We start from the raw sequence: 22,074 nt of genomic DNA, 5'->3' as shown, positions 1-22,074 counted from the left end.
GGGCTCAGGCCGTCCGGGCAAAGGCGTGGCTGAAATAGGCGTGGGCCACCAGATTGGAAATCTCCGGCAGGCTTTCGGCCAGCGTGTCCAGCGTGGTGTGCAGCGCCTCGGGCGCGGTCAGCAGATCGGGGTTGGCGAGCGCCAGCCGCGCCCCGGCGACGATGTTGGCCGCCGTCTCCACGCCCGTATCCGGCGTCTGCGGCAGGTGCGACAGGTGGTCCTGCAGCGCCGACAGCTGAAAGGCCAGCGCCCGCGGGTTGCTTTCGTCCAGCAGCAACAGGTCGAGCACCGGGGCGGTGAAGGGTTCCGCCAGATAGCGGGCGCGGTAGGTCATGAAGCTTTCGCCCAGTTCCAGCAGCACCTCCAGCCGCGCGGTCACCTCCGGCTCCGGCATGGAGGCGGCGTCGGCGATGCGGGCGGCCCGCATCAGCGACAGGGCATGGATGGCCCGCTCGATCCGCCGTCCCATGTCGAGGAAGCGCCAGCCGGGGCCGCGGGTCATGCTTTCCTGCTCCAGCCCCGCCTGGGCCGCCAGCCCGATCATCACATCGTCCAGATGCAGCAGCAACGCCGCGGCGTCGGGCCGGGGGCTGTTGCCGCTGGGCTGCTGGCTTTCCCGCACGGTCTGGGTCAGCACGCGCCACAGGTCGAGCGACAGGCGGTCGCGCACGGTATAGGCGGTGCGGTGCATCCGCTGCACGTTGCCGCGCAGGCTGTTGGGGTGGTTGACGTCGAACACCGCGGCGAACAGGGCGGTGCGCAGCGCACGGCCGCTGCCGCTCTCGCCCATGGTGGCCAGATCCCACGGCACCATGCCCAGCCACGCCATCAGCCACAGGATGACCCCCCGTTCGGTGGCCGCCCCCGGCTGGTTGCCGTCCACCAGACGGGTGTAGGCGGCGCGCAGCAGCCGCACCGCCGCTTCCGACCGTTCGGCGTAACGGCCCAGCCAGAACAGGCTGTCGGCCACCCGGCTGGGCAGCGCGCCCAGGATCGCACGGGCCTCGGGCGGGCGGAATTCGGGCGGGTGGCTGCGGCCCGGAATGCCCAGATTGGCGGGGCGCTGGCGTGACAGAACCCAGGTGTCCTTGCTGCCGCTGCCGTGCTGCATGGACATCACCGGACGCCCGGTGTCGGGCGACACCCGCGTCAGCCCGCCGGGCATGGTGATGTAGCCGCCGTCGGGGGTGGCGCACAGGAACACCCGCAGCATCAGCGGGCGCGGCTGCATCCGCCCGCCGTCCCACACCGGGGCGGTGGACAGGGTGGGTTTTTCCTGGACCACGGTGCCCCAGGGCTGGGCGGCGATGCGGTCCAGCAGGGCCGCCCGCTCCGGCCCGCCCAGGTCGCCGCCGAACACCGCCCGCCCCTGCGCATGGGGGCCGGGCGACGAGGCGAAGGCCGGCGCCACCACCAGCCGGTCCAATTGGGCGGCCAGCGCGGCACGGTCGAACCCCGGCCGCAGCCAGCGGGAGGGAAGCTGCGGCAGCGCCAGTTCCTCCCCCAGCACATGCGGGCACAAGGAAGGCAGCAGCGAGGTGAAGGACAGCGACTCCACCAGACCGCTGCCCAGCGCGTTGGCCACCACCACATGCCCGGCGCGCACCGCCTCCACCAGCCCGGCCACCCCCAGCGAACTGTCGGCCCGGAAGGCCAGCGGATCGGCGAAATCGGCGTCCAGCCGGCGCAGGATCACGTCCACCGGTTCCAGCCCCGACAGGGTTTTGACGAAGACATGGCGGTCGCGCACCGTCAGGTCGGCCCCTTCCACCAGCGTGATCCCCAGATGGCGGGCCAGATAGACGTGCTCGAAATAGGTTTCGTTGTACGGGCCGGGGGTCAGCAGCACCACCCGCGGGCGGCTGGACCGCGGGGCCAGCCCGGCCAGCATGTCGCGGAAGGCGGCAAAGAACGGCGGCAGCGGCTCCACACCGCAATGGCGCAGCGCGTCGGTGTGGATTCGCGTGATGACCGCGCGGTTTTCCAGGGCATAGCCGCCGCCGCTGGGCGCCTGGGCCCGGTCGGACAGCACCACCCACCGCCCGTCGGGCGACCGGGCGAGATCGGCGGCGTAGAAGTGCAGCCGGATGTTTCCCGGCACCGGAATGCCGTGGATCACCCGCCGGAATCCCGGATCGGCGTAGAGGGCGGCGGGGGGAATCAGCCCCTGGCGCACCAGATCCTGCGGGCCGTAGACGTCGTTCAGCACCGCGTTCAGCAGGCGCGCGCGCTGGGCCAGCCCCGCGGACAGCGCTTCCCACTCCCCGGGGGGGATCAGCAGCGGGATCATGTCCAGCGGCCAGGGCCGTTCCATCCCCTGCGGGTCGCCGTAGATGTTGTAGGTGACGCCGTTCTGGTGCAGGAGCCGGCGCGCCTCTTCCCACTTCACCCCCATGACGGCGGGGTCCAGCGGGCCCAGCGTGCTCATGAACGTCTGCCAATGGCCACGCAGCCGCCCGTTGCCCGTCACCATCTCGTCGTAAACGGTCCCGAGGTTGTAGCCCAGCGCATCGGCTTCACCGAACAGGGAGCCCTGGCTGATGGCCGCGGTGCCGGATGCGGAGGACGGCGGTGTCAAAAGGGTCGGGTCAGCCAAAACAATATCCAGAGGCGGCGGTGTGCGGCGCCCCGAGTGTGAACGGCGGCAGCGGCGGATGCAAGCCCGGCGGGACCGGGGCCGGGATCAGGGCCGCCGTCCGCAGGCGATGAACACCTGCTCCTCCGCCGCCGGGCCGATGGGCTGGCCGTTGAACAGCAGCCGGTTGCCCTCCAGCGTCAGGGCGCCCACCTCCGCCCCGCGGGGAAGGCCGGCGGCGGGACCGGGCATGGGCAGGCCCAGCCGGCGGATCATGTCCAGGGTCACCGGAATCCGCACCGGCAACGCCGTGGCGGCCCCGCCCGGCAGGTCGGCGGGGGGCACCGGACGTCCGTTCACCCGGTCCGCACCGGGCACATGCTCCACACCGGCGGCCGGGCGGTGGGCCGCAAGCTGGCGGCAGAATCCGGGGTCGATGCGGGTGTCCACCGGGGTGCCCGGCGGCAGGGCGGGACCGCGCAGGATATCGGGCGCCGGATTCGCTCCCTTCAGAATATCGCCCTGCCCGTTGGGGCCGCGCAGGATGTCAGCACCCGCCGCCGGGCCGGACAGGGCGGCCAGCAGCAGTGCGGTTGCCGCGGTGGCCCGCCCCTCCATCATCACGCCACCGCCGAGCCGGACATGGATTTCCAGTACTGCGCCAGATAGGGCATGCCCCGCTCCGCCTCTTCCTGGGTGCGGGCCGATTGGCGGATGTATTTGCCGATGAACGCCTTATCGACGAATTCCAGGTCCACCGCCGCTTTCAGCACCAGCAGCTCGCCGATGCGTTCGGGCAGGGTGAAATGCCATTTCTGCAGCGCTTCGGACAGCACGCCGGGCTTGGCCTGATCCTGCCCGGTCATGATGAATTCCTGATGGTGGTACTGGGTCAGCTCCTTCCACGCCACCGCCAGCCGGCCCGGCTTCAGCCGCACCAGTCCCTTCAGCACCTTCACATCGTCGTGGAACAGGGGCAGGTAGCCGCGCTTGGCCGCCTTTTCGTTCAGCATGGTGTAGAGGCCGGCCATGGTGACCTCCTCCCCCTCCTCACCGCCGCGGGCGTCGGCGTCGGCCTTGGGCGCCCCCTTGTTGCGGTTGAACAGGAAGCTGAAGAAGCCCTTCTTCTCCTCCCGCTGGCCGGCATGAGCGGAGACGGTGGCCTTGTGCTCCTCCCACACCGCGTCCCACGCCTGATCCCAGGCGTTGAACACGGCGTTGGTGCGGTCGTCCAGCACGGTCAGAAGATAGTCGCGCCCTTCGCGCGACCAATCCACGTCCCCCTGAATGGCACGGACCGGGCGGCGGCTGATCACCACGGGAAAGATGCCGATCCTGACAACTTCGGCATAAATATCGACAAAATGAGAATTAAGTGCAAAAGGCAGCAGGGCACGGGGACGGTGCTCAGGCTGGAGCAAGTCCAAGTTCTTTCGTGTCCGCTCCACCAACTCGGTGAGGAGGACCGCCGAAAACTGGTCGAAACGAACTTTTTCGTCAGCGGCCATCGAGACCTCAGCCCATTCCTTTTCTTACGCCGCGGGGAAACGGAGCGCACCGCACCATGATAGAGACATTCGTTTTCATCATATTAAGAAAACGCTAAAAAGATAATCATTAACGTCTGATGACAATTCTCAGCCTTACCCATTGGCATGATCCATTGGGCTGAGGGCGCACCATACCAATTTCCATCCGCCGGCCAAACCCCGCCAAGGGTCATGCCCGCCAAAATCGCCATGAAAAAAGGCCGCGCCGACATTGCTGCCGCGCGGCCCGAAGTTTAGGGAGGAAACGCCACCAGGCGTCGAAAGAGAGGCAACCTCTCTGTCCCCGACTCTGTGCCTCTCAACGCGGCAACGCAAGTGCAAAACACAGAAAGCCAGAGTTTTCCGCCGTTTTTTTGCGCTTTTGCACAAGAATTATGCTGATGATTGGGATGCGGGCGCAGGTGTGACTATTTTTTCAGCATTGTATCCCGTGAACCCGGCGCGCACCGCCCGCACCCATGGGGGAGTCGCGGCCATCGCCCTTTGCCCGGCGGGACAGCCGTCATGATGGGCACCGGGCAGATAGCCCAGGCTCATCAGGAACTCGCCCACGATCTCGCCGCCGGTAAAGCGGAAGGTTCGGCGGAACAGGGCCACCCAGTCGGGCTTGGACCGCGGGTGATGAGCCTCCAGCCAGCCGGAAAACGATCCATGCGTGCTTCGGATCGCCACGATTCGCCTCGCATTCTCTATAACCGCATCGACCTTCAACCGATTACGGATGATCCCGGCGTCGGCCAGCAGCCGCGCCCGCTCCGCCTCGCCATAGGCCGCCACTCGGTCAACGTCGAACCCGTCGAAGGCGGCGCGGAACGCCGGGCGCTTCTTCAGGATGGTCAGCCACGACAACCCGGCCTGATTGATTTCCAGCACCAGCCGTTCGAACAGCACCCGCTCGTCGGTGCTGGGAAAACCATACTCGTCATCATGATAGGGGCCGTGCAGGGGATGCCCTTGGGAGGCTTCGCAATAGGTGTTGCCGGCCACTTACAACGCCCCCTTGGTCATGGCGCGGAAAGAGATGAGATCCGACAGCACCACCGCGTCGATGATGCCCCACACCACCGCGGCGATCACGGTGGTCACGGCGAATTTCAGCAGGATATGGGGCCGGCGCGGGGCGCCGCGGTCGGTGCCCGGCTCCGGCGCCTCTTCCGCCCGCACGCCCCAGGGGAGCACGGCGAAGAGGACCACCCACCAGACCACGACATAGACGGCAATGCCGCTGACCAGCCCCATCTCACCCTCCGGTGGCTCTTACGCCTGTTCCAGTTCCACCAGCGTGCCGCAGAAATCCTTGGGATGCAGGAAGAGCACCGGCTTGTCGTGGGCGCCGATCTTCGGCTCCCCGTCGCCCAGCACGCGGGCGCCCTGCGCCTTCAACTGGTCACGGGCGGCCAGGATATCCTCCACCTCGTAACAGATGTGATGGATGCCGCCAGACGGGTTTTTGTCCAGGAACGGGGCGATGGGCGATTTTTCCCCGAACGGGTGCAGCAGTTCGATCTTGGTGTTGGGCAGGGTCACGAACACCACGGTCACGCCGTGAGGCGGCAGATCCACCGGCGCCGACACCGCAGCCCCCAGCGTGTCGCGGTAGAGGGCCGTGGCCGCCGGCAGGTCGGGAACGACGATGGCCACGTGATTGAGCTTACCGATCATAACGAATGGTCCCTTGAGGTCGTGCGGCCGGGGTTATGCCCCCGGTCCGCCTGTGGTGGCCCCATTCTGCTGCAGCGCCGCGCGAATTGCACGGCCCGCGTCGGCATCCGTTCCTACACGCGCACCAGATGAACGTCGGTCACCGGCTTCTTGCCGTGGCTGGCGTTCAGCGCCCGCCGCACGGCGGTGCGCGCCGCCTGACGCACCAGTTCGTCGTCAAGGCGCGAGGTGCGGTTGAGCGCACCCACCGCCTCCCGCACCGTGTCCACCAGATCCAGAATGGTGTCGCGGTGGCTGGCGTCGTCCAGCAGGCCCATCACCGTCACCTGCGGCGCAGTCATCAGCTCGCCCTTGCCGTTCATCACCAGCGTGACCACGGCGGAACCGTTGAAGATCATACGGTGGCGGTCGCGCATGTGCCCGCCTTCCAGCGGCACCAGACGCTTGCCGTCGATGGCCAGCCGTCCGGTGGGCACGCGGGCCACCTTCGCCGCCTCGGGCGCCAGCCGCACCACGTCGCCGTTGGTGGGCACCACCGCTTCCGCGATCTGACAGGCCAGACCCAGTTCGGCCTGGGCCATCTGGTGGCGGGACTCCCCGTGCACCGGCACCAGCACCCGCGGACGCACCCACTGGTACATGCGCACCAACTCGTCGCGGGCCGGGTGGCCGGAGACATGCACCGGCGCGTCATCGGCGGTCAGCACGCGGATGCCCCGCCCCAGCAGAATGTTCTGCAGCCGCCCGATGGCCCGCTCGTTGCCGGGGATCTCGCGGGACGAGAAGATCACCGTGTCGTCCCGGTCCAGCGTCACCTGCGGATGGTCGTTGGCGGCAATGCGGGACAGCGCCGAGCGCGGTTCTCCCTGGCTGCCGGTGCAGACCATCAGGATCTTGTCCTTGGGCAAAAAGCCCGCGTCGTGCTCGGTCAGGAACGGCGGCAGGTCGGACAGGTAGCCGTTGGCCCGCGCCGCCTCGTTGATGCGCCACAGGGACCGGCCCACCAGCGCCACGTGCCGGTCATGGGCGGCGGCGACGGTGGCGATGGAATGCAGCCGCGCCACATTCGTGGCGAAGCAGGTCACGGCGATCCGCCCGCTGGTGATGCGCCCGACCAGATCGTCCAGCGTGTCGCGCACCCCCTCTTCCGAGCCTGAGGAGCCGGGCACCAGCGCGTTGGTGCTGTCGCAGACCAGCGCCAGCACCCCCTCGTCGCCCAGTTGCTTCAGCCGCGCCTCGTCGGTCACCGCCCCCACCAGCGGGGCCGGGTCCAGCTTCCAGTCGCCCGTGTGCACCACCAGCCCCGCGCGGGTGCGGATGGCGATGGCGTTGGGTTCGGGGATCGAATGGGTCAGCGTGACGAATTCCAGATCGAACGGCCCCACCTGGAACCGCCCGCCCAGCGGAATTTCATGGATCGGCACGCGGGAGGTCAGCCCCCGCTCGTGCAGCTTGGCCCGCAGCACCGCGGCGGTGAAGGGCGTGCAATAGACCGGGACCTCCAGATCGGGCCACAGGTACTGCACCGCCCCCAGATGATCCTCGTGCGCGTGGGTCAGGACGATGCCGGCCAGATTGTCCCGCTGTTCGACGATGAACGTGTGGTCGGGCATGATCACGTCCAGGCCCGGCATGGTGTCGTCGGCGAACGAGATCCCCAGATCCACCATCAGCCACTTTCCCCGGTGACCGTAGAGGTTGAGGTTCATGCCGATTTCCCCCGAACCGCCCAGCGGCAGGAAATACAGCCCGTCGTCGTCGGGGTAGAAGGTGGCGGGAAGGCTGTTGTCGTCTCGCGTGCGTGTCATTTCGCCCTGTTGCGCTTGTGGACCAACAGCAACCCCCGCATGGTGAGTTCGTTGTCAACGTGATGGATCATGGATGTGGCCTCGGCGAACACCCGGCCAAGCCCTCCGGTGGCAATAACCGTGACGGGGCGGGCCCCCTCGGGCTCCAGTTCGGCGGCGATGCGGGTCAGCAGCCCCTCGATCATGCCGATGTAGCCCCAGAACATCCCCGACTGCATCGCGCCCACCGTCCCCCGGCCGATGGCCGATTTGGGCCGGATGATCTCCACCTTGGGCAGCTGGGCCGCCACGCGGTGCAGGGCGTCCAGCGCCAGCAGGGGACCGGGGGCGATGGCGCCGCCGACGAAGTTGCCTTCCCCATCCACAACGTCGAATGTGGTGCCTGTTCCGATATCGACAACCACCAGCGGCGTCGGATATGTCGCCGCCGCGGCGATGGAATTGACCAGACGGTCGGCCCCCGCCTCCTTGGGATTGTCCAGCAGGATGGTCAGGCCCAGCTCCACCCCCGGCTCGCCCACCCGCATGGGATCGCAGTGGAAATGGTTCTGACACAGCCGCACCAGATCGAAGCTGGCGGCGGGGACCACGCTGGACAGGATGGCCGCGTCGATGTCGGCGGGCGACAGCCCCTTCAGCGCCATCAGCGAGAACAGCCACACCGCGTATTCATCCGCCGTGCGGCGGCTGTCGGTGGAGATGCGCCACTGCCCGCGCTTGTCGTCCCCGTCGAACACGGCGAAGATGACGTTGGTGTTGCCGGCGTCGATGGCGAGCAGCATGGAAATCAGCGCTCCGTCGCAGGGGGGAAAAACACGTCGCCGGCGGCAATGCGCTGACGGGGACCGCCGTCATCGGGGTCGAGCAGCAGCACACCGTCGCGGTCCAGATCGACGAACCGCCCGGTCAGCGTGCGGTTGGGCAACCGCACCACCACCGGCCCGCCCAGCCCCATGGCCCGCGCCAGCCACCCGTCGCGCACCGGGGTGAAACCACCGGCAAGCCAGCGGTCATACCACAACGCCAGATGGCCGGCATAGACCTCCAGCGCGGCGGCGGGGGTGGCATGAAGCGCCCCTTCCTCCTGTAGCGAGGTGGCGCCGTAATCCGCATCGTGTGGGTAATGGGCCAGATTGACCCCGACCCCCAGCACGATCCACCCATCGCCGCTGCCGTCCAGCGGTTCGGATTCCAAAAGGATTCCCGACAGCTTACGCCCGCCGATCAGGACGTCGTTGGGCCATTTGCAACGGACCGCAGCGCCGCCGGGGAGAAACGCCGCCGCGGTGTCGGCGATGGCCAGCGCTGCCACAAACGACAATTGCGCCGCGGTGGCCGGCGGCACACCTGGGCGCAGGATGGTCGAGGTGTAGAGATTGCCTTCCGGCGAGGACCACGCGCGGCCCCGGCGGCCGCGGCCGCTTTCCTGCCGCCCGGCCCAAACGACGGTACGCTCCGGGCAACCGGAGCGCGCCAGCGTCTTTGCTTCATCGTTGGTGCTGCCGACCGCGGCAAAGCCGACGACCCGGAAGCCGGGAGGCAGGCGCAGAGCGCCCGCCTCAGTCTCCGGGTTCACCGTCATCCGGCGAACAGGGCCGCCGCCGCCGCCGCCGCCGCGTTCAGGATCGGGGCGGGGATCACGAAGAACAGCAGCGTGAACAGGCTGGTGCCGATCAGGATGGCCTGCATCCCGTCGTCGCCAATCGGATCGAACGCTTCCGCCGGCTCATCGAAGTACATGATCTTGATGATCCGCAGGTAGTAGTAGGCGCCCACCACGCTGGTCAGCACGCCGATCACCGCCACCGTGTACAGGTGCGCCTGGATGGCGGCCAGGAAGACATACAGCTTCCCGAAGAAACCGGCCATCGGCGGGATGCCGGCCATGGAGAACATGAAGATCGCCATGGCCGCGGCCAGCATGGGGTTGGTGCGCGACAGGCCGGCGAGATCCTTGATCTCCTCGACCATGCGGCCCTTCTGCTTCATGGACAGGATGACGGCGAAGGCGCCGACGTTCATGAACAGATAGACCGCCATGTAGATCAGCAGGCCGCGGATGCCCTCTTCCGTGCCCGTGGCCAGACCGACCAGCGCGTAGCCGATGTGGCCGATGGACGAGTACGCCATCAGACGCTTGATGTTGCTCTGGGTGATGGCGGCGAAGGAGCCGAGGAACATCGACAGCACCGAGCTGGCGATGATGATCTGCTGCCACTGGTGGGTCATGTGGCCGAACGGCTCGACCAGCAGACGGGTGAACAGGGCGATGGCGGCGATCTTGGGCGCCACGGCGAAGAAGGCGGTGACCGGGGTCGGCGCACCTTCGTACACGTCGGGCGTCCACATGTGGAACGGCACCGCCGACACCTTGAACGCCAGACCGGCGGCCACGAACACCATGCCGACCACCAGACCGGCGGACGGATGTTCACCGCCGGCCAGCAATGCGGCCAGCTTGTCGAAGCTGGTGCTGCCGGCGAAGCCGTAGACCAGCGACGCGCCGTACAGCAGCAGGCCCGAGGACAGGGCGCCCAGGACGAAGTACTTCAGGCCGGCTTCCGACGACTTCGCAGAGTCGCGGCGGAAGGAGGCGATGACGTACAGCGCCAGGCTCTGGGTTTCCAGGCCGACGTACAGCGACATCAGGTCGTTGGCCGACACCATCATCAGCATGCCCAGCGTGGCGAAGAGCATGAGGACGGGGAATTCCGGCTTACGGATCTGTTCGCGCTCCAGATAGGAGAGCGACATCAGCACCGCCAGCGACGAGGCCACCAGCACCAGCACCTTGATGAAGACGCCGAAGGCATCCATCACGAACAGGCCGTTGAAGGTGACGGCCCGCCCGGTGCCGTAGCCCATGGACAGGACCGCGGCGAACAGCATGGCAACGACGGCGATGTAGGCCACGGTCCGGGTGGACGTGTCGCCGCGGAAAACGCCGAGCATCAGGAGCGCCAGACCGGACAGGGCCAGGACGATCTCCGGCAGCGCCGGCCAAAGGTCGGGGAACGGGGCGATCATGGCTTATCCTTTACCGAACGGCCACAGCGACGTTGCCGGCGGCGGCGAGCTTGGTTTGATAGACGGTGATGAGCTGCTCGACCGACGCGGCGGGCACCGACAGGAAGCTGTTGGGATAGATGCCCATCCACAGCACCACAATGATCAGCGGGACGAACACCGCCACTTCCCGCGGGGTCAGGTCGAACATGGACCGGACGTGCGGGTTGGTGATGACGCCGTAGACCACGCGGCGGTACAGCAGCAGGGCATAGGCAGCCCCCAGCACCAGACCCAGGGCCATCAGGGTGGCGACCCAGGTGTTGTCGCGGAAGGCGCCCAGCAGCACCAGGAATTCGCCGATGAACCCGGAGGTGCCCGGCAGGCCGACCGAAGCCAGCGTCATGAACAGGAACACGACCGCGTACTTGGGCATCAGCTTCACCAGACCGCCGTACTGGGCGATCTCGCGGGTGTGCATCCGGTCATAGACCACACCGACGCACAGGAACAACGCACCCGACACCACACCGTGCGACAGCATCTGGAAGATGGAGCCGCCGATGCCCTGGGTATTCAGCGTGAACATGCCGACCGTCACATAACCCATGTGGGCCACCGACGAATAGGCGATCAGCTTCTTCATATCCTCCTGCGCCAGCGCCACCAGCGAGGTGTAGACCAGGGCGACGATGGACAGGGTGTAGACCAGCGGGGCGAAGAACTCGGTGGCTTCCGGCAGGATCGGGATGTTGAAGCGCAGGAAACCGTACCCGCCCATCTTCAGCAGCACGCCGGCCAGGATGACCGAACCGGCGGTCGGCGCTTCCACGTGGGCGTCGGGCAGCCAGGTGTGGACCGGCCACATGGGCACCTTCACCGCGAAGGAGGCGAAGAAGGCCAGCCACAGCCACATCTGCATCGACCGCGGAAAGGCGGTGGCGGTGATGGTCGGCACGTCGGTGGTCCCGGCGACGAAGTACATGGCCATGATGGCCAGCAGCATCAGCACCGAACCCAGGAGCGTGTAGAGGAAGAACTTGAAGGCGGCATAGACGCGGCGCGGACCGCCCCAGACACCGATGATGAGGAACATCGGGATCAGGACGCCTTCGAAGAACATGTAGAACAGCACGAAGTCCAGCGCGCAGAACATACCGATCATCAAGGTCTCGAGGACCAGGAAGGCGACCATGTATTCCTTGACGCGCTTCTGCACCGATTCCCACGACGCCAGCACGCACAGCGGCATCAGGAAGGTGGACAGGATGACGAACAGCACCGAAATGCCGTCCACACCCATGTGGTAGGAGATCTTGAAGGCGGGGATCCACTCCGCCTTCTCGACCATCTGGTAGTTGGGGTTGCTGGGATCGAAGTTGATCCAGATGAACAGCGACAGGGCGAAGGTAATGAGGGTCGTCCACAGCGCCACATTGCGGGCGTTGCGGTCCACGTCTTCCTTGCTGCCCCGGATGATCAGGATGAACAGCGCCCCGACAAGCGGAAGGAAGGTCGTAATCGACAGGATTGGCCAACCAGCCATGGTGAAGAAGCCTCCCTAACCGCTCAGCCGACGATGGAGAGCCAGATGACGAGCAGCACGATGCCGATCACCATCGCAAACGCATAGTGGTAGACGTACCCGGACTGGAGCCGTGCTGCACGCGTGGCAACGTCGCGGGTGGCGGCGGCAACCCCGTCGGGGCCGACGCCATCGATCAGGGCACCGTCGCCCGACTTCCACAGGCCGTAGCCCAGCTTGCGGGCCGTCTGCACGAACAGCGCGTCGTACAGTTCGTCGAAGTACCACTTGTGGAAGAAGAACTGGTGGATGCCCCGGAAAGTCCCGGCGATCTTGGCCGGCAGCGACGGGATCGACATGTACAGCACGTACGCCATGGCGATACCGGCCAGACCGACGATCAGCGGCATCACCGGCACCCAGCCCGGCAGGCCATGGTGCGCCTTTTCGATGCTGTCGTTGTCGTGCAGGACGAACAGCGCCTTGCCCCAGAACTCCGCACGGTGTTCGCCGACGAAGTTGTTGTGGAACAGGACACCGGCGAACAGAGCCCCCAGCGCCAGCACGAACAGCGGGATCAGCATGACCCACGGCGATTCATGCACATGGTCCATCACCTCCTTGCTCGCCCGCGGCTTGCCATGGAAGGTCATGAACAGCAGACGCCAGGAGTAGAAGGCGGTCATGAAGGCCGCGGCGATGCCGAGCCAGAAGGCGAACTTGCCCACCGCCGAATGCGCGCCGAAGGCCGCTTCCAGGATCATGTCCTTGGAATAGAAGCCGGCGAAGAAGGGCAGACCGGCCAGCGCCAGATTGCCGATCCACATCATGGCATAGGTGATCTTGATCTTGCTCCACACGCCGCCCATGTTGCGCATGTCCTGCTCACCGGACAGGGCGTGGATGACCGAACCGGCGCCGAGGAACAGCAGCGCCTTGAAGAAGGCGTGCGTGAACAGGTGGAACATCGCCGCACCGTAGGCGGACACGCCGGCGGCGAAGAACATGTAGCCGAGCTGGCTCATGGTCGAATAGGCGATGACGCGCTTGATGTCGAATTGGGTGAAGCCGATGGTCGCCGCGACGAAGGCCGTCATGGCACCCACCACCGTCACCACCTCCAGCGCGCCGGGGGCGTACTCGAACACCGGCGACAGGCGGCAGACCATGAACACGCCAGCGGTCACCATGGTGGCCGCGTGAATGAGGGCCGACACCGGGGTCGGGCCTTCCATCGCGTCCGGCAGCCAGGTGTGCAGGCCAAGCTGGGCCGACTTGCCCATGGCGCCCATGAACAGCAGCAGGCAGGCGCAGGTCAGCGCCGGGAATTCCCAGGACAGGAAGTGGATCTTGGCATTGATCAGTTCCGGCGCCTTGGCGAACACCGTGTCGAACTGGACCGAGCCGGTCAGCACGAAGATCGCAAAGATGCCGAGCGCGAAGCCGAAGTCGCCGACGCGGTTGACCAGAAACGCCTTCATCGACGCGTCGTTGGCCGACTTCTTCTCGTACCAGAAGTTGATCAGCAGGTACGACGCCACACCGACGCCTTCCCAGCCGAAGAACATCTGCACGAAGTCGTTGGCGGTCACCAGCGACAGCATGAAGAAGGTGAACAGCGACAGGTACGCCATGAACCGCGGCTTCTGCGGATCGTGGCTCATGTAGCCGACCGAGTAGACGTGGACCATGGCCGACACGGTGTTGACCACGATCAGCATCACCGCCGTCAACTGGTCCACCCGCAGCGTCCACGACACGTCGAAGGCGCCGCTGGTGATCCACGAGAACAGCACGGTGGTGCGCGGCGCGTTGTGGCCGGTGACGCTGAAGTACAGCGCCCACGACAGCACCATCGCCGTCAGCACCGCACCGCAGGTCACGATCTGGGCAACACGGTCGCGCCAGTCGGGGCCGTGGTGGTCGTCATGACCGTGCCCATGGCCATGGTCGTCGGCGGCAGCGCCGTGGCCGTGGTCATCATGAGCGTCATGGGAATGGGCGTGGGAGTCATGACCATGATCGTCGTGACCATGGCCGTGGGATGCGTGCGCGTGCACCTCGCCCGGCCCCTTCGCGAACAGCGCGATGGCACCGGCGACGAGGAAGGCGAGCAGCGGGAGGAATACGACGAGGACTTCCATGACGCTGCCTCAGCCCTTCATCAGGTTGATGTCTTCGACACGGATGGTGCCGCGGTTGCGGAAGTAGACCACCAGGATGGCGAGGCCGATGGCGGCTTCCGCCGCGGCCACCGTCAGGATGATCATCGAGAAGACCTGCCCCGTCAGATCGTTCAGGAAGACCGAGAACGAAATCAGGTTCAGGTTCACCGCCAGAAGCATCATTTCGATCGACATCAGAATGACGATGACGTTCTTGCGGTTCAGGAAGATTCCGAACACGCCCAGCGTGAACAGAATCGCGGCAACCGTCAGGTAATGACCGAGCCCGATGTCCATATCAGATGCCTCCCCCCGTCGACACCTTGCGGATCGTCACCGTTTCGTCACGGCGGCGGGCAAGCTGCGCGGAAACGTTCTGTTTGCGCACCCCTTCACGCTGGCGCAGCGTCAGCACGATGGCGCCGATCATGGCGATCAGCAGCACGATGCCGGAGGCCTGGAAGAGGTAGACGTAGTGGGTGTAGACGAGTTGCCCCAGCGCCTCGGTGTTGGTGACCGCGGGTGCGACCGCCTTCGCCTTCGCCGCCGTTTCCAGCGCGCTGTGCGAAATCAGCGACGGCCCCAGCACCATCACCAGTTCAAGGAGCAGCACCAGCCCGACCAGACCGCCGATCGGCAGGTACTGGAGGAAGCCGGCCCTGAGATCCTTGAGGTTGATGTCGAGCATCATGACCACGAACAGGAACAGCACCGCCACGGCGCCCACATAGACGATGACCAGGATCATCGCCAGGAATTCGGCCCCCATGAGCACGCACAGTCCCGCCGCCTGGAAGAAGGCGAGGATGAGGAAAAGGACCGAATGAACGGGATTGCGCGCCGAGATGACCATCACGCCGGAGGCCAGCAGCAGCGTCGCGAAAAGGTAGAAGGACAAGCTTTGTACAATCATCGGTTTCCCCGCCTCCGCGGTCGAGGGGTGGTGTTTCCGTCCGTTCCGGGCGTTGGTCCGGGGCCGCCTGGGCGGCGAGGGCGTCGCGGCCCGAAGCGCGCCGCCCCCATCGATAAGGCCCCGTGACCAGCGTCAGCGGTACGGTGCTTCGGCGGCCAGGTTGGCGGCGATCTGGGCTTCCCAGCGGTCGCCGTTCTCCAGCAGCTTCTGCTTGTTGTAGAAAAGCTCCTCCCGAGTCTCGGTCGAGAACTCGAAGTTGGGGCCTTCGACGATGGCATCGACCGGGCAGGCTTCCTGACAGAAGCCACAGTAGATGCACTTGGTCATATCGATGTCGTAGCGCGTGGTGCGGCGGCTGCCGTCGTCCCGCGGTTCGGCTTCGATGGTGATGGCCAGCGCCGGGCACACCGCTTCGCACAGCTTGCAGGCGATGCAGCGTTCCTCGCCGTTGGGATAGCGGCGCAGCGCGTGTTCGCCGCGGAAACGCGAACTGATCGGCCCCTTTTCATAGGGGTAGTTCAGCGTCACCTTCGGCTTGAACATATAGCTGAAGGTCAGGGCCATACCGCTGATCAGCTCGCTCAGAAAGAAACTGCGCGCCGTCTGGTCCAGAAATGCCATGGCCGTCGTCTCCTTGTTGAGGCGGGCGCCTCGGCCGTGCGCCCGCCCTGTTCTTATCCTCGGGGGTACCGCCGGTTCAGGCTCACTTCGGCAGCCAGCCGAAGGTCACCAGCACGCCCGCCGTCAGCACCACCCACAGCAGCGAGAAGGGAAGGAACACCTTCCACCCCAGGCGCATCAGCTGGTCGTAACGGTAGCGCGGCATGGTGGCGCGCACCCACAGGAAGACGAAGAGGCAGAACGCGATCTTCAGCGCGAACCACACGATGCCCGGCACCCAGGTGAAGGGCGCGATGGGCAGCGGCGGCAGCCAACCGCCGAGGAACAGGATGGAGGTCATCCCGCTCATCAGGATCATGTTGGCGTATTCACCCAGGAAGAACAGCGCGAAGGGGGCCGAGCTGTATTCCACCATGAAGCCGGCCACCAGTTCCGACTCGCCTTCGGGCAAGTCGAAGGGAGCGCGGTTGGTTTCCGCCAGCGCCGAGATGAAGAAGATCACGAACATCGGCAACAGCGGCACGACGAACCAGATCGTCTTCTGGGCGTTGACGATGGCGGTCAGGTTCAGCGACCCGACGCACAGCAGCACGCTGATGATGACGAAGCCCATGGAGACTTCGTACGACACCATCTGGGCCGCCGAGCGCAGCGCACCGAGGAAGGCGTAGCGGGAGTTGGACGCCCAGCCCGCCATCACGATGCCGTACACACCAAGCGACGAGATGGCGAAGAGGTACAGGATACCGACGTTGATGTTGGTCAGCACCAGCCCGTCGCCGAACGGGATCACCGCCCAGGCCACGAGGCTGAGGAAGAACGTCATCATCGGCGCCAGATAGAAGACGATGCGGTTGGCGCCGGCGGGGAGAACCTGTTCCTTGGCGAACAGCTTCAGACCGTCCGCAAAGGGCTGCAACAGACCGAAGGGTCCGACCACGTTCGGCCCCTGACGGAGCTGGATGGCGCCCATCACCTTACGCTCGGCATAGGTCAGGTACGCCACGGCAACCAGCAACGGCACCACGATGGCCAGAATTTGAAGAACGATGATGATCAGCGGCAGGAGAAAGCCGCTCCAGATCTCAGCCATGGGTTCCGGTCCTCTCCTGGGCAGGCTGCACCGTTTCGCTGCACGCGGCCATGGTGGCCGACGCACGGCTGATCGGGTCGGTCATGAAGAAGTTGGCCACCGGCGACACGAAGTCCGCGCCGTCCACCGCACCGGCGGTGCCGAAGCTCTGCCACGGGGCCGGCACCACGGTGCCGGTCTTGGCGAACACCGGGTTGATCTCGGCCATGCGGGCGCGCACCTGCGACAGGCTGTCGTAGGGCAGCGTGTGACCCAGCACGTCCGACAGGGCGCGCAGGATCTTCCAGTCTTCGCGGGCCTCGCCGGGCGGGAACACCGCCAGCCGGCCCAACTGCGGGCGGCCTTCGGTGTTGACGTAGGTGGCGTTCTTTTCCGTGTAGGCGGCGCCCGGCAGGATGACGTCGGCGCGGTGGGCGCCGGCATCGCCGTGGTGACCTTGATAGATCACGAAGGCCGAGCCGAGCTTGGCGGTGTCGATCTCGTCGGCACCCAGCAGGTACACCACGTCGATGGCGCCCTTGGATGCCCCATCGAGGATGCCGGCCACGGAGCGGCCCCCCGGACCCGGCACGAAGCCGGCGTCGAGAGCGCCGACGCGGCCCGCGGCGGTGTGCAGCACGTTGAAGCCGTTCCAGCCCTCGCGCACCGCACCCGCCGATTCGGCGAGCTGGCGCACCAGCGCGTGGACCGCCAAGCCGTCGGCGCGCTGGAACGCGCCCTGGCCGACGATGATCAGCGGCGCCTTGGCGTTCTTCAGCACCGCGGCGAAATCGCCCTGGCCGTCGATCAGGCCCTGCACCGCCGCCGGGCCGTTGCCCAGGATGGTGGCGGGGTAGTTGAGCGACGGGTTGCCGCCGATCACACCCACCGTCAGGCCACCTTGCAGGTAGCGCTTGCGGATGCGGGCGTTGATCAGAGCCGCTTCATGGCGCGGGTTGGTGCCGACCAGCAGGATGACGTCGGCCTGTTCGATCCCGGCGATGGTGGAATTGAACAGGTAGCCGGCGCGCACGCTGGTGTCGTACAGCGCACCGTCCTGACGGCAGTCGAGGTTCGGCGACCCCAGCGCAGCCATCAGATCCTTCAGCGCCGTCACCGATTCCACATCGACCAGATCACCGGCGATGGCGGCGATGCGGTCGCCGGACAAGCCCTTGAGCTTGGCGGCGATGGCGGTGAAGGCTTCGGCCCAGGTGGCGGGCTGCAGCTTGCCGTTCTTACGGACGTAGGGGCGATCGAGACGCTGGCGCTTCAGCCCGTCACAGGCGTAGCGGCTCTTGTCCGACAGCCATTCCTCGTTGATGTCCTCGTTGACGCGCGGCAGCACGCGCATCACCTCGGGCCCACGGGCATCCACGCGGATGTTGGAACCGACGGCGTCGAACACGTCCACCGATTCCGTCTTGCGCAGTTCCCACGGACGCGCGGTGAAGGCGTAGGGCTTGTGGGTCAGCGCCCCCACCGGACAGACGTCGGCGAGGTTGCCGGCCATTTCCGAGCCGATGGCCTGCTCCACGAAGGTGGTGATTTCCATGTGCTCGCCGCGGAACACGCCGCCGAGGGCCGGCACGCCGGCGATCTCGTTGATGAAGCGGACGCAGCGGGTGCAATGGATGCAACGGGTCATGATGGTCTTGATGACCGGACCCATATACTTGTCCTTCACCGCCCGCTTGGCTTCGGTATAGCGCCCCTTGTCCATGCCGTAGGCGACGGCCTGGTCCTGAAGGTCGCATTCACCGCCCTGATCGCAGATGGGGCAATCCAGCGGGTGGTTGATGAGCAGGAATTCCATCACCCCCTTGCGGGCCTTGTGGACCGTGGGGGTGTCGGTCTTGATCACCATCCCATCGGCGCACGGCATGGCGCACGCGGCGATGGGCTTGGGCGCACGCTCCATTTCCACCAGGCACATGCGGCAGTTGGCCGGCACGGACAGGCGTTCGTGGTAGCAGAAGCGCGGGATCTCGATACCGAGCTGTTCGCAGGCCTGGAGCACCGAAGTGCCCGCCTCGACCTCGATCTCGATCCCGTCGATGGTCAGTTTCGGCATGGGACGTCGGTGCTCCCTTACTCGGCAGCCATGGACTGAGCGGTATTGCGGTAGGCCAGGATGCGGCGTTCCAGTTCCGGCCGGAAATGGCGGATCAGGCCCTGCACCGGCCATGCGGCGGCATCACCCAGCGCGCAGATGGTGTGACCCTCGATCTGCTTGGTGACCTGGAACAGCATGTCGATTTCCTCGACCCGCGCGTTGCCGCGGACCATGCGGTCCATCATGCGCATCAGCCAGCCGGTGCCTTCACGGCACGGCGTGCACTGGCCGCAGGATTCATGGGCGTAGAACTTCGACAGCCGGGCGATGGCCTTCACGATGTCGGTGGACTTGTCCATCACGATCACCGCGGCGGTGCCCAGACCCGACCCCACTTCGCGCAGCGAGTCGAAATCCATCAGCACCGTGTCGCACACCGTCTTCGGCATCATCGGCACCGAGGATCCGCCGGGGATGATCGCCAGCAGGTTGTCCCACCCGCCGCGCACGCCGCCGGCGTGCTTTTCGATCAGCTCCTTCAGCGGGATGCCCATCTCCTCTTCCACGTTGCACGGCTTGTTCACGTGGCCGGAGATGCAGAACAGCTTGGTGCCGCTGTTCTTCGGGCGGCCCAGACCGGCGAACCAGCCGGCACCACGGCGCAGGATGGTCGGAACCACCGCGATGGATTCGACGTTGTTCACCGTCGTGGGGCACGAGTACAGGCCCGCCTGCGCCGGGAACGGCGGCTTGTTGCGGGGCTGGCCCTTTTTGCCCTCGATGGATTCGATGAGCGCGGTTTCCTCGCCGCAGATGTACGCACCCGCACCCCGGTGGATGTAGATGTCGTAATCATAGCCCGAGCCGCAGGCGTTCTTGCCGATCAGACCGGCGGCGTAGGCCTCGTCGATGGCCACCTGCACCGCCGAGGTCTCGTTGTAGAACTCGCCGCGGATGTAGATGTAGCAGGCGGACGCCCCGATGGCGAAACCGGCGATCAGGCAGCCTTCGATCAGCTTGTGCGGATCGTGGCGCAGAATGTCGCGGTCCTTGCAGGTGCCGGGCTCGCCTTCGTCGGCGTTGATGACCAGATAGACCGGCTTGTCGGTGACGTTCTTGGGCATGAAGGACCACTTCATGCCGGTCGAGAAGCCCGCACCGCCGCGGCCGCGCAGGCCCGATTCCTTGACCTGCTCGATGATCCAGTCACGGCCCTTGTCCAGGATGGCCTTGGTGCCGTCCCAGTCGCCGCGCGTGCGGGCGGCGTCCAGGCCGAAGCTCTGGAAGCCGTAGAGGTTGGTGAAGATCCGATCCTCGTCGCGAAGCATCGTCGGCCCTCCCTTACTCGTTGCCCTGCGGGGCGGTGAACGCCTTCAGGGTCGTCGGGCCGCCGGCGGGGCACGACGTCTGGCGGCCGGTCTGCGACCCGGCCTTGGGCGTTTCGCCGCGCACCAGCGCGTCGATGATCGCTGTCATGTGCTGGGCCGACACGTCTTCATAGAAGTCGTCGCCGATCTGCACGATGGGGGCATTGACACAGGCCCCCAGGCACTCCACCTCTCGCAGCGTGAAACGGCCATCGGCGGAGGTTTCCCCCAGCGCGATCCCCATCTTGTCCTCGCACGCCTTCACCACGTCGTCGGACCCGCGCAGCCAGCAGGGGGTGGTGGTGCAGACCTGCACCACGTGCTTACCAACGGGCGACAGGTTGTACATGGTGTAGAAGGTCGCCACCTCGTACGCCTTGATGCGCGGCATCTTCAGCAGGTCGGCGACGTAATCCATGGCCACGCGGGGCAGCCAGCCGTCGTTCTGGCGCTGGGCCAGATCGAGCAACGGCATCACCGCGCTCATCTGGCGGCCCGCCGGATACTTGGCGATGATCTTCTGCGCCCGGTCGAGATTCGCGGGCGTGAAGGCGAAGCTGGTCGGCTCCTGGATCGGAGCGGCGGAAGCGGCGCTCATCGGTCGATCTCTCCGAACACGATGTCCATGGACGCGATGTTGGCAACCGCGTCGGCCAGCATGTGGCCCTTGGACATGAAATCGAGGCCCTGAAGATGGGCGAAGCCCGGTGCCTTGATGTGGCAGCGGTACGGGCGGTTGGTGCCGTCGGCGACCAGATAGACCGCGAATTCGCCCTTGGGCGCTTCGATGGCCGTGTAGGTTTCGCCCGCCGGAACGTGGAACCCTTCGGTGAAGAGCTTGAAGTGGTGGATGAGCGCTTCCATCGACCGCTTCATCTCGGCGCGCGGCGGCGGGGCGACCTTGCGGTCCTGCACCTTCACCGGGCCGTCCGGCAGTTCCTTCAGACACTGGCGGATGATGCGCAGCGACTGGGTCATTTCCTCGAAACGCACCAGATAGCGCGCCCAGCAGTCGCCGGTCAGGCCGACCGGAACGTCGAAGTCCATCTTGTCGTAGACTTCGTAGGGCTGGCTCTTGCGCAGATCCCACGCCACGCCGGACCCGCGCAGCATCGGGCCGGTGAAGCCCCAATCCAGCGCCTGCTCCTTGGTGACGACACCGATGTCCACCGTGCGCTGCTTGAAGATGCGGTTTTCCGTCAGCAGACGGTCCACGTCTTCCATGAACTTCGGGAAGGTCTCGGTGAATTCCCAGATGTCGTCGGTCAGGCCCGCGGGCAGATCGTACGACACCCCGCCGGGACGGAAGTAGTTGGCGTGCAGGCGCGCACCGCACACCCGCTCATAGAACTCCATGAGCTTTTCACGCTCTTCGAAGCCCCACAGCGCCGGCGTCAGCGCACCCACGTCCAGCGCACCGGTGGTGATGGACAGCAGGTGGTTCAGGATGCGGGTGATTTCGGAGAACAGCACGCGGATGTACTGGGCGCGCGGGGGCACCTGGACCCCCAGCAGCTTTTCGATGCCGAGCACATAGGCGTGCTCCATGCTCATCGGTGACACATAGTCGAGCCGGTCGAAGTACGGAATGGCCTGGATGTAGGTCTTGTACTCGATCAGCTTTTCGGTGCCGCGGTGCAGCAGGCCGATGTGCGGGTCGCAGCGTTCCACGACCTCGCCATTCAATTCCATCACCAGGCGCAGCACGCCGTGGGCCGCAGGGTGCTGCGGCCCGAAGTTCATGGTGTAGGGCT

20 protein-coding genes are annotated in these 22,074 nt (G+C 66.1%); all 20 read right to left on the bottom strand.

Features of this window, described 5'->3' with window-relative positions; translation table 11 throughout:
- Window positions 1-4: 4 nt before the first annotated feature.
- The 20 genes from M2352_RS16015 to M2352_RS15920 all read right to left on the bottom strand — a co-directional run bounded on the left by M2352_RS16015 (window position 5) and on the right by M2352_RS15920 (window position 22,063).
- Window positions 5-2,596 carry a circularly permuted type 2 ATP-grasp protein gene (locus tag M2352_RS16015; protein WP_264665568.1) on the bottom strand — a complete coding sequence of 864 codons (2,592 nt, stop codon included), beginning with the start codon at window positions 2,594-2,596 and terminating at the stop codon, window positions 5-7.
- A gap of 87 nt (window positions 2,597-2,683) precedes the next feature.
- Entirely contained in the window at window positions 2,684-3,196 is a 513-nt protein-coding gene (locus M2352_RS16010; RefSeq protein WP_264665567.1) for a hypothetical protein, read from the bottom strand.
- Window positions 3,196-3,894 (bottom strand): hypothetical protein, encoded by a 699-nt coding sequence (locus tag M2352_RS16005; RefSeq protein WP_264665566.1) that lies wholly within the window; start codon window positions 3,892-3,894, stop codon window positions 3,196-3,198. Before M2352_RS16005 ends, M2352_RS16010 begins: the two co-directional genes overlap by 1 nt.
- A 603-nt stretch (window positions 3,895-4,497) precedes the next feature.
- Complete coding sequence (locus tag M2352_RS16000) at window positions 4,498-5,112, bottom strand: DNA-3-methyladenine glycosylase I (RefSeq protein WP_264665565.1); 615 nt, start codon at window positions 5,110-5,112, stop codon at window positions 4,498-4,500.
- Complete coding sequence (locus M2352_RS15995) at window positions 5,113-5,364, bottom strand: DUF1467 family protein (protein WP_264665564.1); 252 nt, start codon at window positions 5,362-5,364, stop codon at window positions 5,113-5,115.
- A gap of 18 nt (window positions 5,365-5,382) precedes the next feature.
- On the bottom strand, window positions 5,383-5,787 hold the full coding sequence (mce, locus tag M2352_RS15990) for a methylmalonyl-CoA epimerase (RefSeq protein ID WP_264665563.1): 405 nt from the start codon (window positions 5,785-5,787) through the stop codon (window positions 5,383-5,385).
- Between the two features lie 113 nt (window positions 5,788-5,900).
- Complete coding sequence (locus M2352_RS15985; RefSeq protein WP_264665562.1) at window positions 5,901-7,595, bottom strand: ribonuclease J; 1,695 nt, start codon at window positions 7,593-7,595, stop codon at window positions 5,901-5,903.
- Entirely contained in the window at window positions 7,592-8,377 is a 786-nt protein-coding gene (locus M2352_RS15980; RefSeq protein WP_264665561.1) for a type III pantothenate kinase, read from the bottom strand. The genes M2352_RS15985 and M2352_RS15980 overlap by 4 nt, the downstream gene beginning before the upstream one ends.
- A 5-nt stretch (window positions 8,378-8,382) precedes the next feature.
- Complete coding sequence (locus tag M2352_RS15975) at window positions 8,383-9,177, bottom strand: biotin--[acetyl-CoA-carboxylase] ligase (RefSeq protein ID WP_264665560.1); 795 nt, start codon at window positions 9,175-9,177, stop codon at window positions 8,383-8,385.
- Window positions 9,174-10,622 carry an NADH-quinone oxidoreductase subunit NuoN gene (gene nuoN / locus M2352_RS15970; RefSeq protein WP_264665559.1) on the bottom strand — a complete coding sequence of 483 codons (1,449 nt, stop codon included), beginning with the start codon at window positions 10,620-10,622 and terminating at the stop codon, window positions 9,174-9,176. The genes M2352_RS15975 and nuoN overlap by 4 nt, the downstream gene beginning before the upstream one ends.
- Window positions 10,623-10,632: 10 nt before the next feature.
- On the bottom strand, window positions 10,633-12,147 hold the full coding sequence (locus M2352_RS15965) for an NADH-quinone oxidoreductase subunit M (protein ID WP_264665558.1): 1,515 nt from the start codon (window positions 12,145-12,147) through the stop codon (window positions 10,633-10,635).
- Window positions 12,148-12,170: 23 nt separating this feature from the next.
- Entirely contained in the window at window positions 12,171-14,270 is a 2,100-nt protein-coding gene (gene nuoL, locus M2352_RS15960) for an NADH-quinone oxidoreductase subunit L (protein WP_264665557.1), read from the bottom strand.
- Window positions 14,271-14,279: 9 nt separating this feature from the next.
- On the bottom strand, window positions 14,280-14,588 hold the full coding sequence (nuoK, locus tag M2352_RS15955) for an NADH-quinone oxidoreductase subunit NuoK (protein ID WP_264665556.1): 309 nt from the start codon (window positions 14,586-14,588) through the stop codon (window positions 14,280-14,282).
- A 1-nt stretch (window position 14,589) separates the two neighbouring features.
- Window positions 14,590-15,204 carry an NADH-quinone oxidoreductase subunit J gene (locus tag M2352_RS15950; protein ID WP_264665555.1) on the bottom strand — a complete coding sequence of 205 codons (615 nt, stop codon included), beginning with the start codon at window positions 15,202-15,204 and terminating at the stop codon, window positions 14,590-14,592.
- A gap of 132 nt (window positions 15,205-15,336) precedes the next feature.
- Window positions 15,337-15,825, bottom strand: coding sequence for an NADH-quinone oxidoreductase subunit NuoI (nuoI, locus tag M2352_RS15945; protein ID WP_264665554.1), 489 nt, complete (start codon window positions 15,823-15,825; stop codon window positions 15,337-15,339).
- Window positions 15,826-15,907: 82 nt separating this feature from the next.
- Window positions 15,908-16,918, bottom strand: coding sequence for an NADH-quinone oxidoreductase subunit NuoH (nuoH, locus tag M2352_RS15940; protein WP_264665553.1), 1,011 nt, complete (start codon window positions 16,916-16,918; stop codon window positions 15,908-15,910).
- Window positions 16,911-18,971, bottom strand: coding sequence for an NADH-quinone oxidoreductase subunit NuoG (gene nuoG, locus M2352_RS15935; RefSeq protein WP_264665552.1), 2,061 nt, complete (start codon window positions 18,969-18,971; stop codon window positions 16,911-16,913). The genes nuoH and nuoG overlap by 8 nt, the downstream gene beginning before the upstream one ends.
- A 17-nt stretch (window positions 18,972-18,988) precedes the next feature.
- On the bottom strand, window positions 18,989-20,281 hold the full coding sequence (nuoF, locus tag M2352_RS15930) for an NADH-quinone oxidoreductase subunit NuoF (protein ID WP_264665551.1): 1,293 nt from the start codon (window positions 20,279-20,281) through the stop codon (window positions 18,989-18,991).
- 13 nt (window positions 20,282-20,294) lie between these two features.
- Window positions 20,295-20,918 (bottom strand): NADH-quinone oxidoreductase subunit NuoE, encoded by a 624-nt coding sequence (nuoE, locus tag M2352_RS15925; RefSeq protein WP_264665550.1) that lies wholly within the window; start codon window positions 20,916-20,918, stop codon window positions 20,295-20,297.
- Window positions 20,915-22,063, bottom strand: a complete 1,149-nt coding sequence (locus tag M2352_RS15920; protein WP_264666349.1) for an NADH-quinone oxidoreductase subunit D — start codon at window positions 22,061-22,063, stop codon at window positions 20,915-20,917. The genes nuoE and M2352_RS15920 overlap by 4 nt, the downstream gene beginning before the upstream one ends.
- Window positions 22,064-22,074 lie beyond the last annotated feature (11 nt).

The sequence above is a fragment of the Azospirillum fermentarium genome, from assembly GCF_025961205.1.
Classification (GTDB): Bacteria; Pseudomonadota; Alphaproteobacteria; order Azospirillales; family Azospirillaceae; genus Azospirillum; species Azospirillum fermentarium.
This window is presented reverse-complemented; position numbering and strand designations above follow the sequence as displayed.

What these genes read in the sequence shown, in the direction of transcription:
- mce (WP_264665563.1), bottom strand. Translation starts at nt 5,787, where the DNA reads ATGATCGGTAAGCTCAATCACGTGGCCATCGTCGTTCCCGACCTGCCG.
- nuoL (WP_264665557.1), bottom strand. Translation starts at nt 14,270, where the DNA reads ATGGAAGTCCTCGTCGTATTCCTCCCGCTGCTCGCCTTCCTCGTCGCC.
- M2352_RS15950 (WP_264665555.1), bottom strand. Translation starts at nt 15,204, where the DNA reads ATGATTGTACAAAGCTTGTCCTTCTACCTTTTCGCGACGCTGCTGCTG.
- nuoE (WP_264665550.1), bottom strand. Translation starts at nt 20,918, where the DNA reads ATGAGCGCCGCTTCCGCCGCTCCGATCCAGGAGCCGACCAGCTTCGCC.
- M2352_RS15985 (WP_264665562.1), bottom strand. Translation starts at nt 7,595, where the DNA reads ATGACACGCACGCGAGACGACAACAGCCTTCCCGCCACCTTCTACCCC.
- M2352_RS15965 (WP_264665558.1), bottom strand. Translation starts at nt 12,147, where the DNA reads ATGGCTGGTTGGCCAATCCTGTCGATTACGACCTTCCTTCCGCTTGTC.
- nuoK (WP_264665556.1), bottom strand. Translation starts at nt 14,588, where the DNA reads ATGGACATCGGGCTCGGTCATTACCTGACGGTTGCCGCGATTCTGTTC.
- M2352_RS15920 (WP_264666349.1), bottom strand. Translation starts at nt 22,063, where the DNA reads ATGAACTTCGGGCCGCAGCACCCTGCGGCCCACGGCGTGCTGCGCCTG.
- nuoI (WP_264665554.1), bottom strand. Translation starts at nt 15,825, where the DNA reads ATGGCATTTCTGGACCAGACGGCGCGCAGTTTCTTTCTGAGCGAGCTG.
- nuoH (WP_264665553.1), bottom strand. Translation starts at nt 16,918, where the DNA reads ATGGCTGAGATCTGGAGCGGCTTTCTCCTGCCGCTGATCATCATCGTT.
- M2352_RS15975 (WP_264665560.1), bottom strand. Translation starts at nt 9,177, where the DNA reads ATGACGGTGAACCCGGAGACTGAGGCGGGCGCTCTGCGCCTGCCTCCC.
- nuoF (WP_264665551.1), bottom strand. Translation starts at nt 20,281, where the DNA reads ATGCTTCGCGACGAGGATCGGATCTTCACCAACCTCTACGGCTTCCAG.
- M2352_RS15980 (WP_264665561.1), bottom strand. Translation starts at nt 8,377, where the DNA reads ATGCTGCTCGCCATCGACGCCGGCAACACCAACGTCATCTTCGCCGTG.
- M2352_RS15995 (WP_264665564.1), bottom strand. Translation starts at nt 5,364, where the DNA reads ATGGGGCTGGTCAGCGGCATTGCCGTCTATGTCGTGGTCTGGTGGGTG.
- nuoN (WP_264665559.1), bottom strand. Translation starts at nt 10,622, where the DNA reads ATGATCGCCCCGTTCCCCGACCTTTGGCCGGCGCTGCCGGAGATCGTC.
- nuoG (WP_264665552.1), bottom strand. Translation starts at nt 18,971, where the DNA reads ATGCCGAAACTGACCATCGACGGGATCGAGATCGAGGTCGAGGCGGGC.
- M2352_RS16010 (WP_264665567.1), bottom strand. Translation starts at nt 3,196, where the DNA reads ATGATGGAGGGGCGGGCCACCGCGGCAACCGCACTGCTGCTGGCCGCC.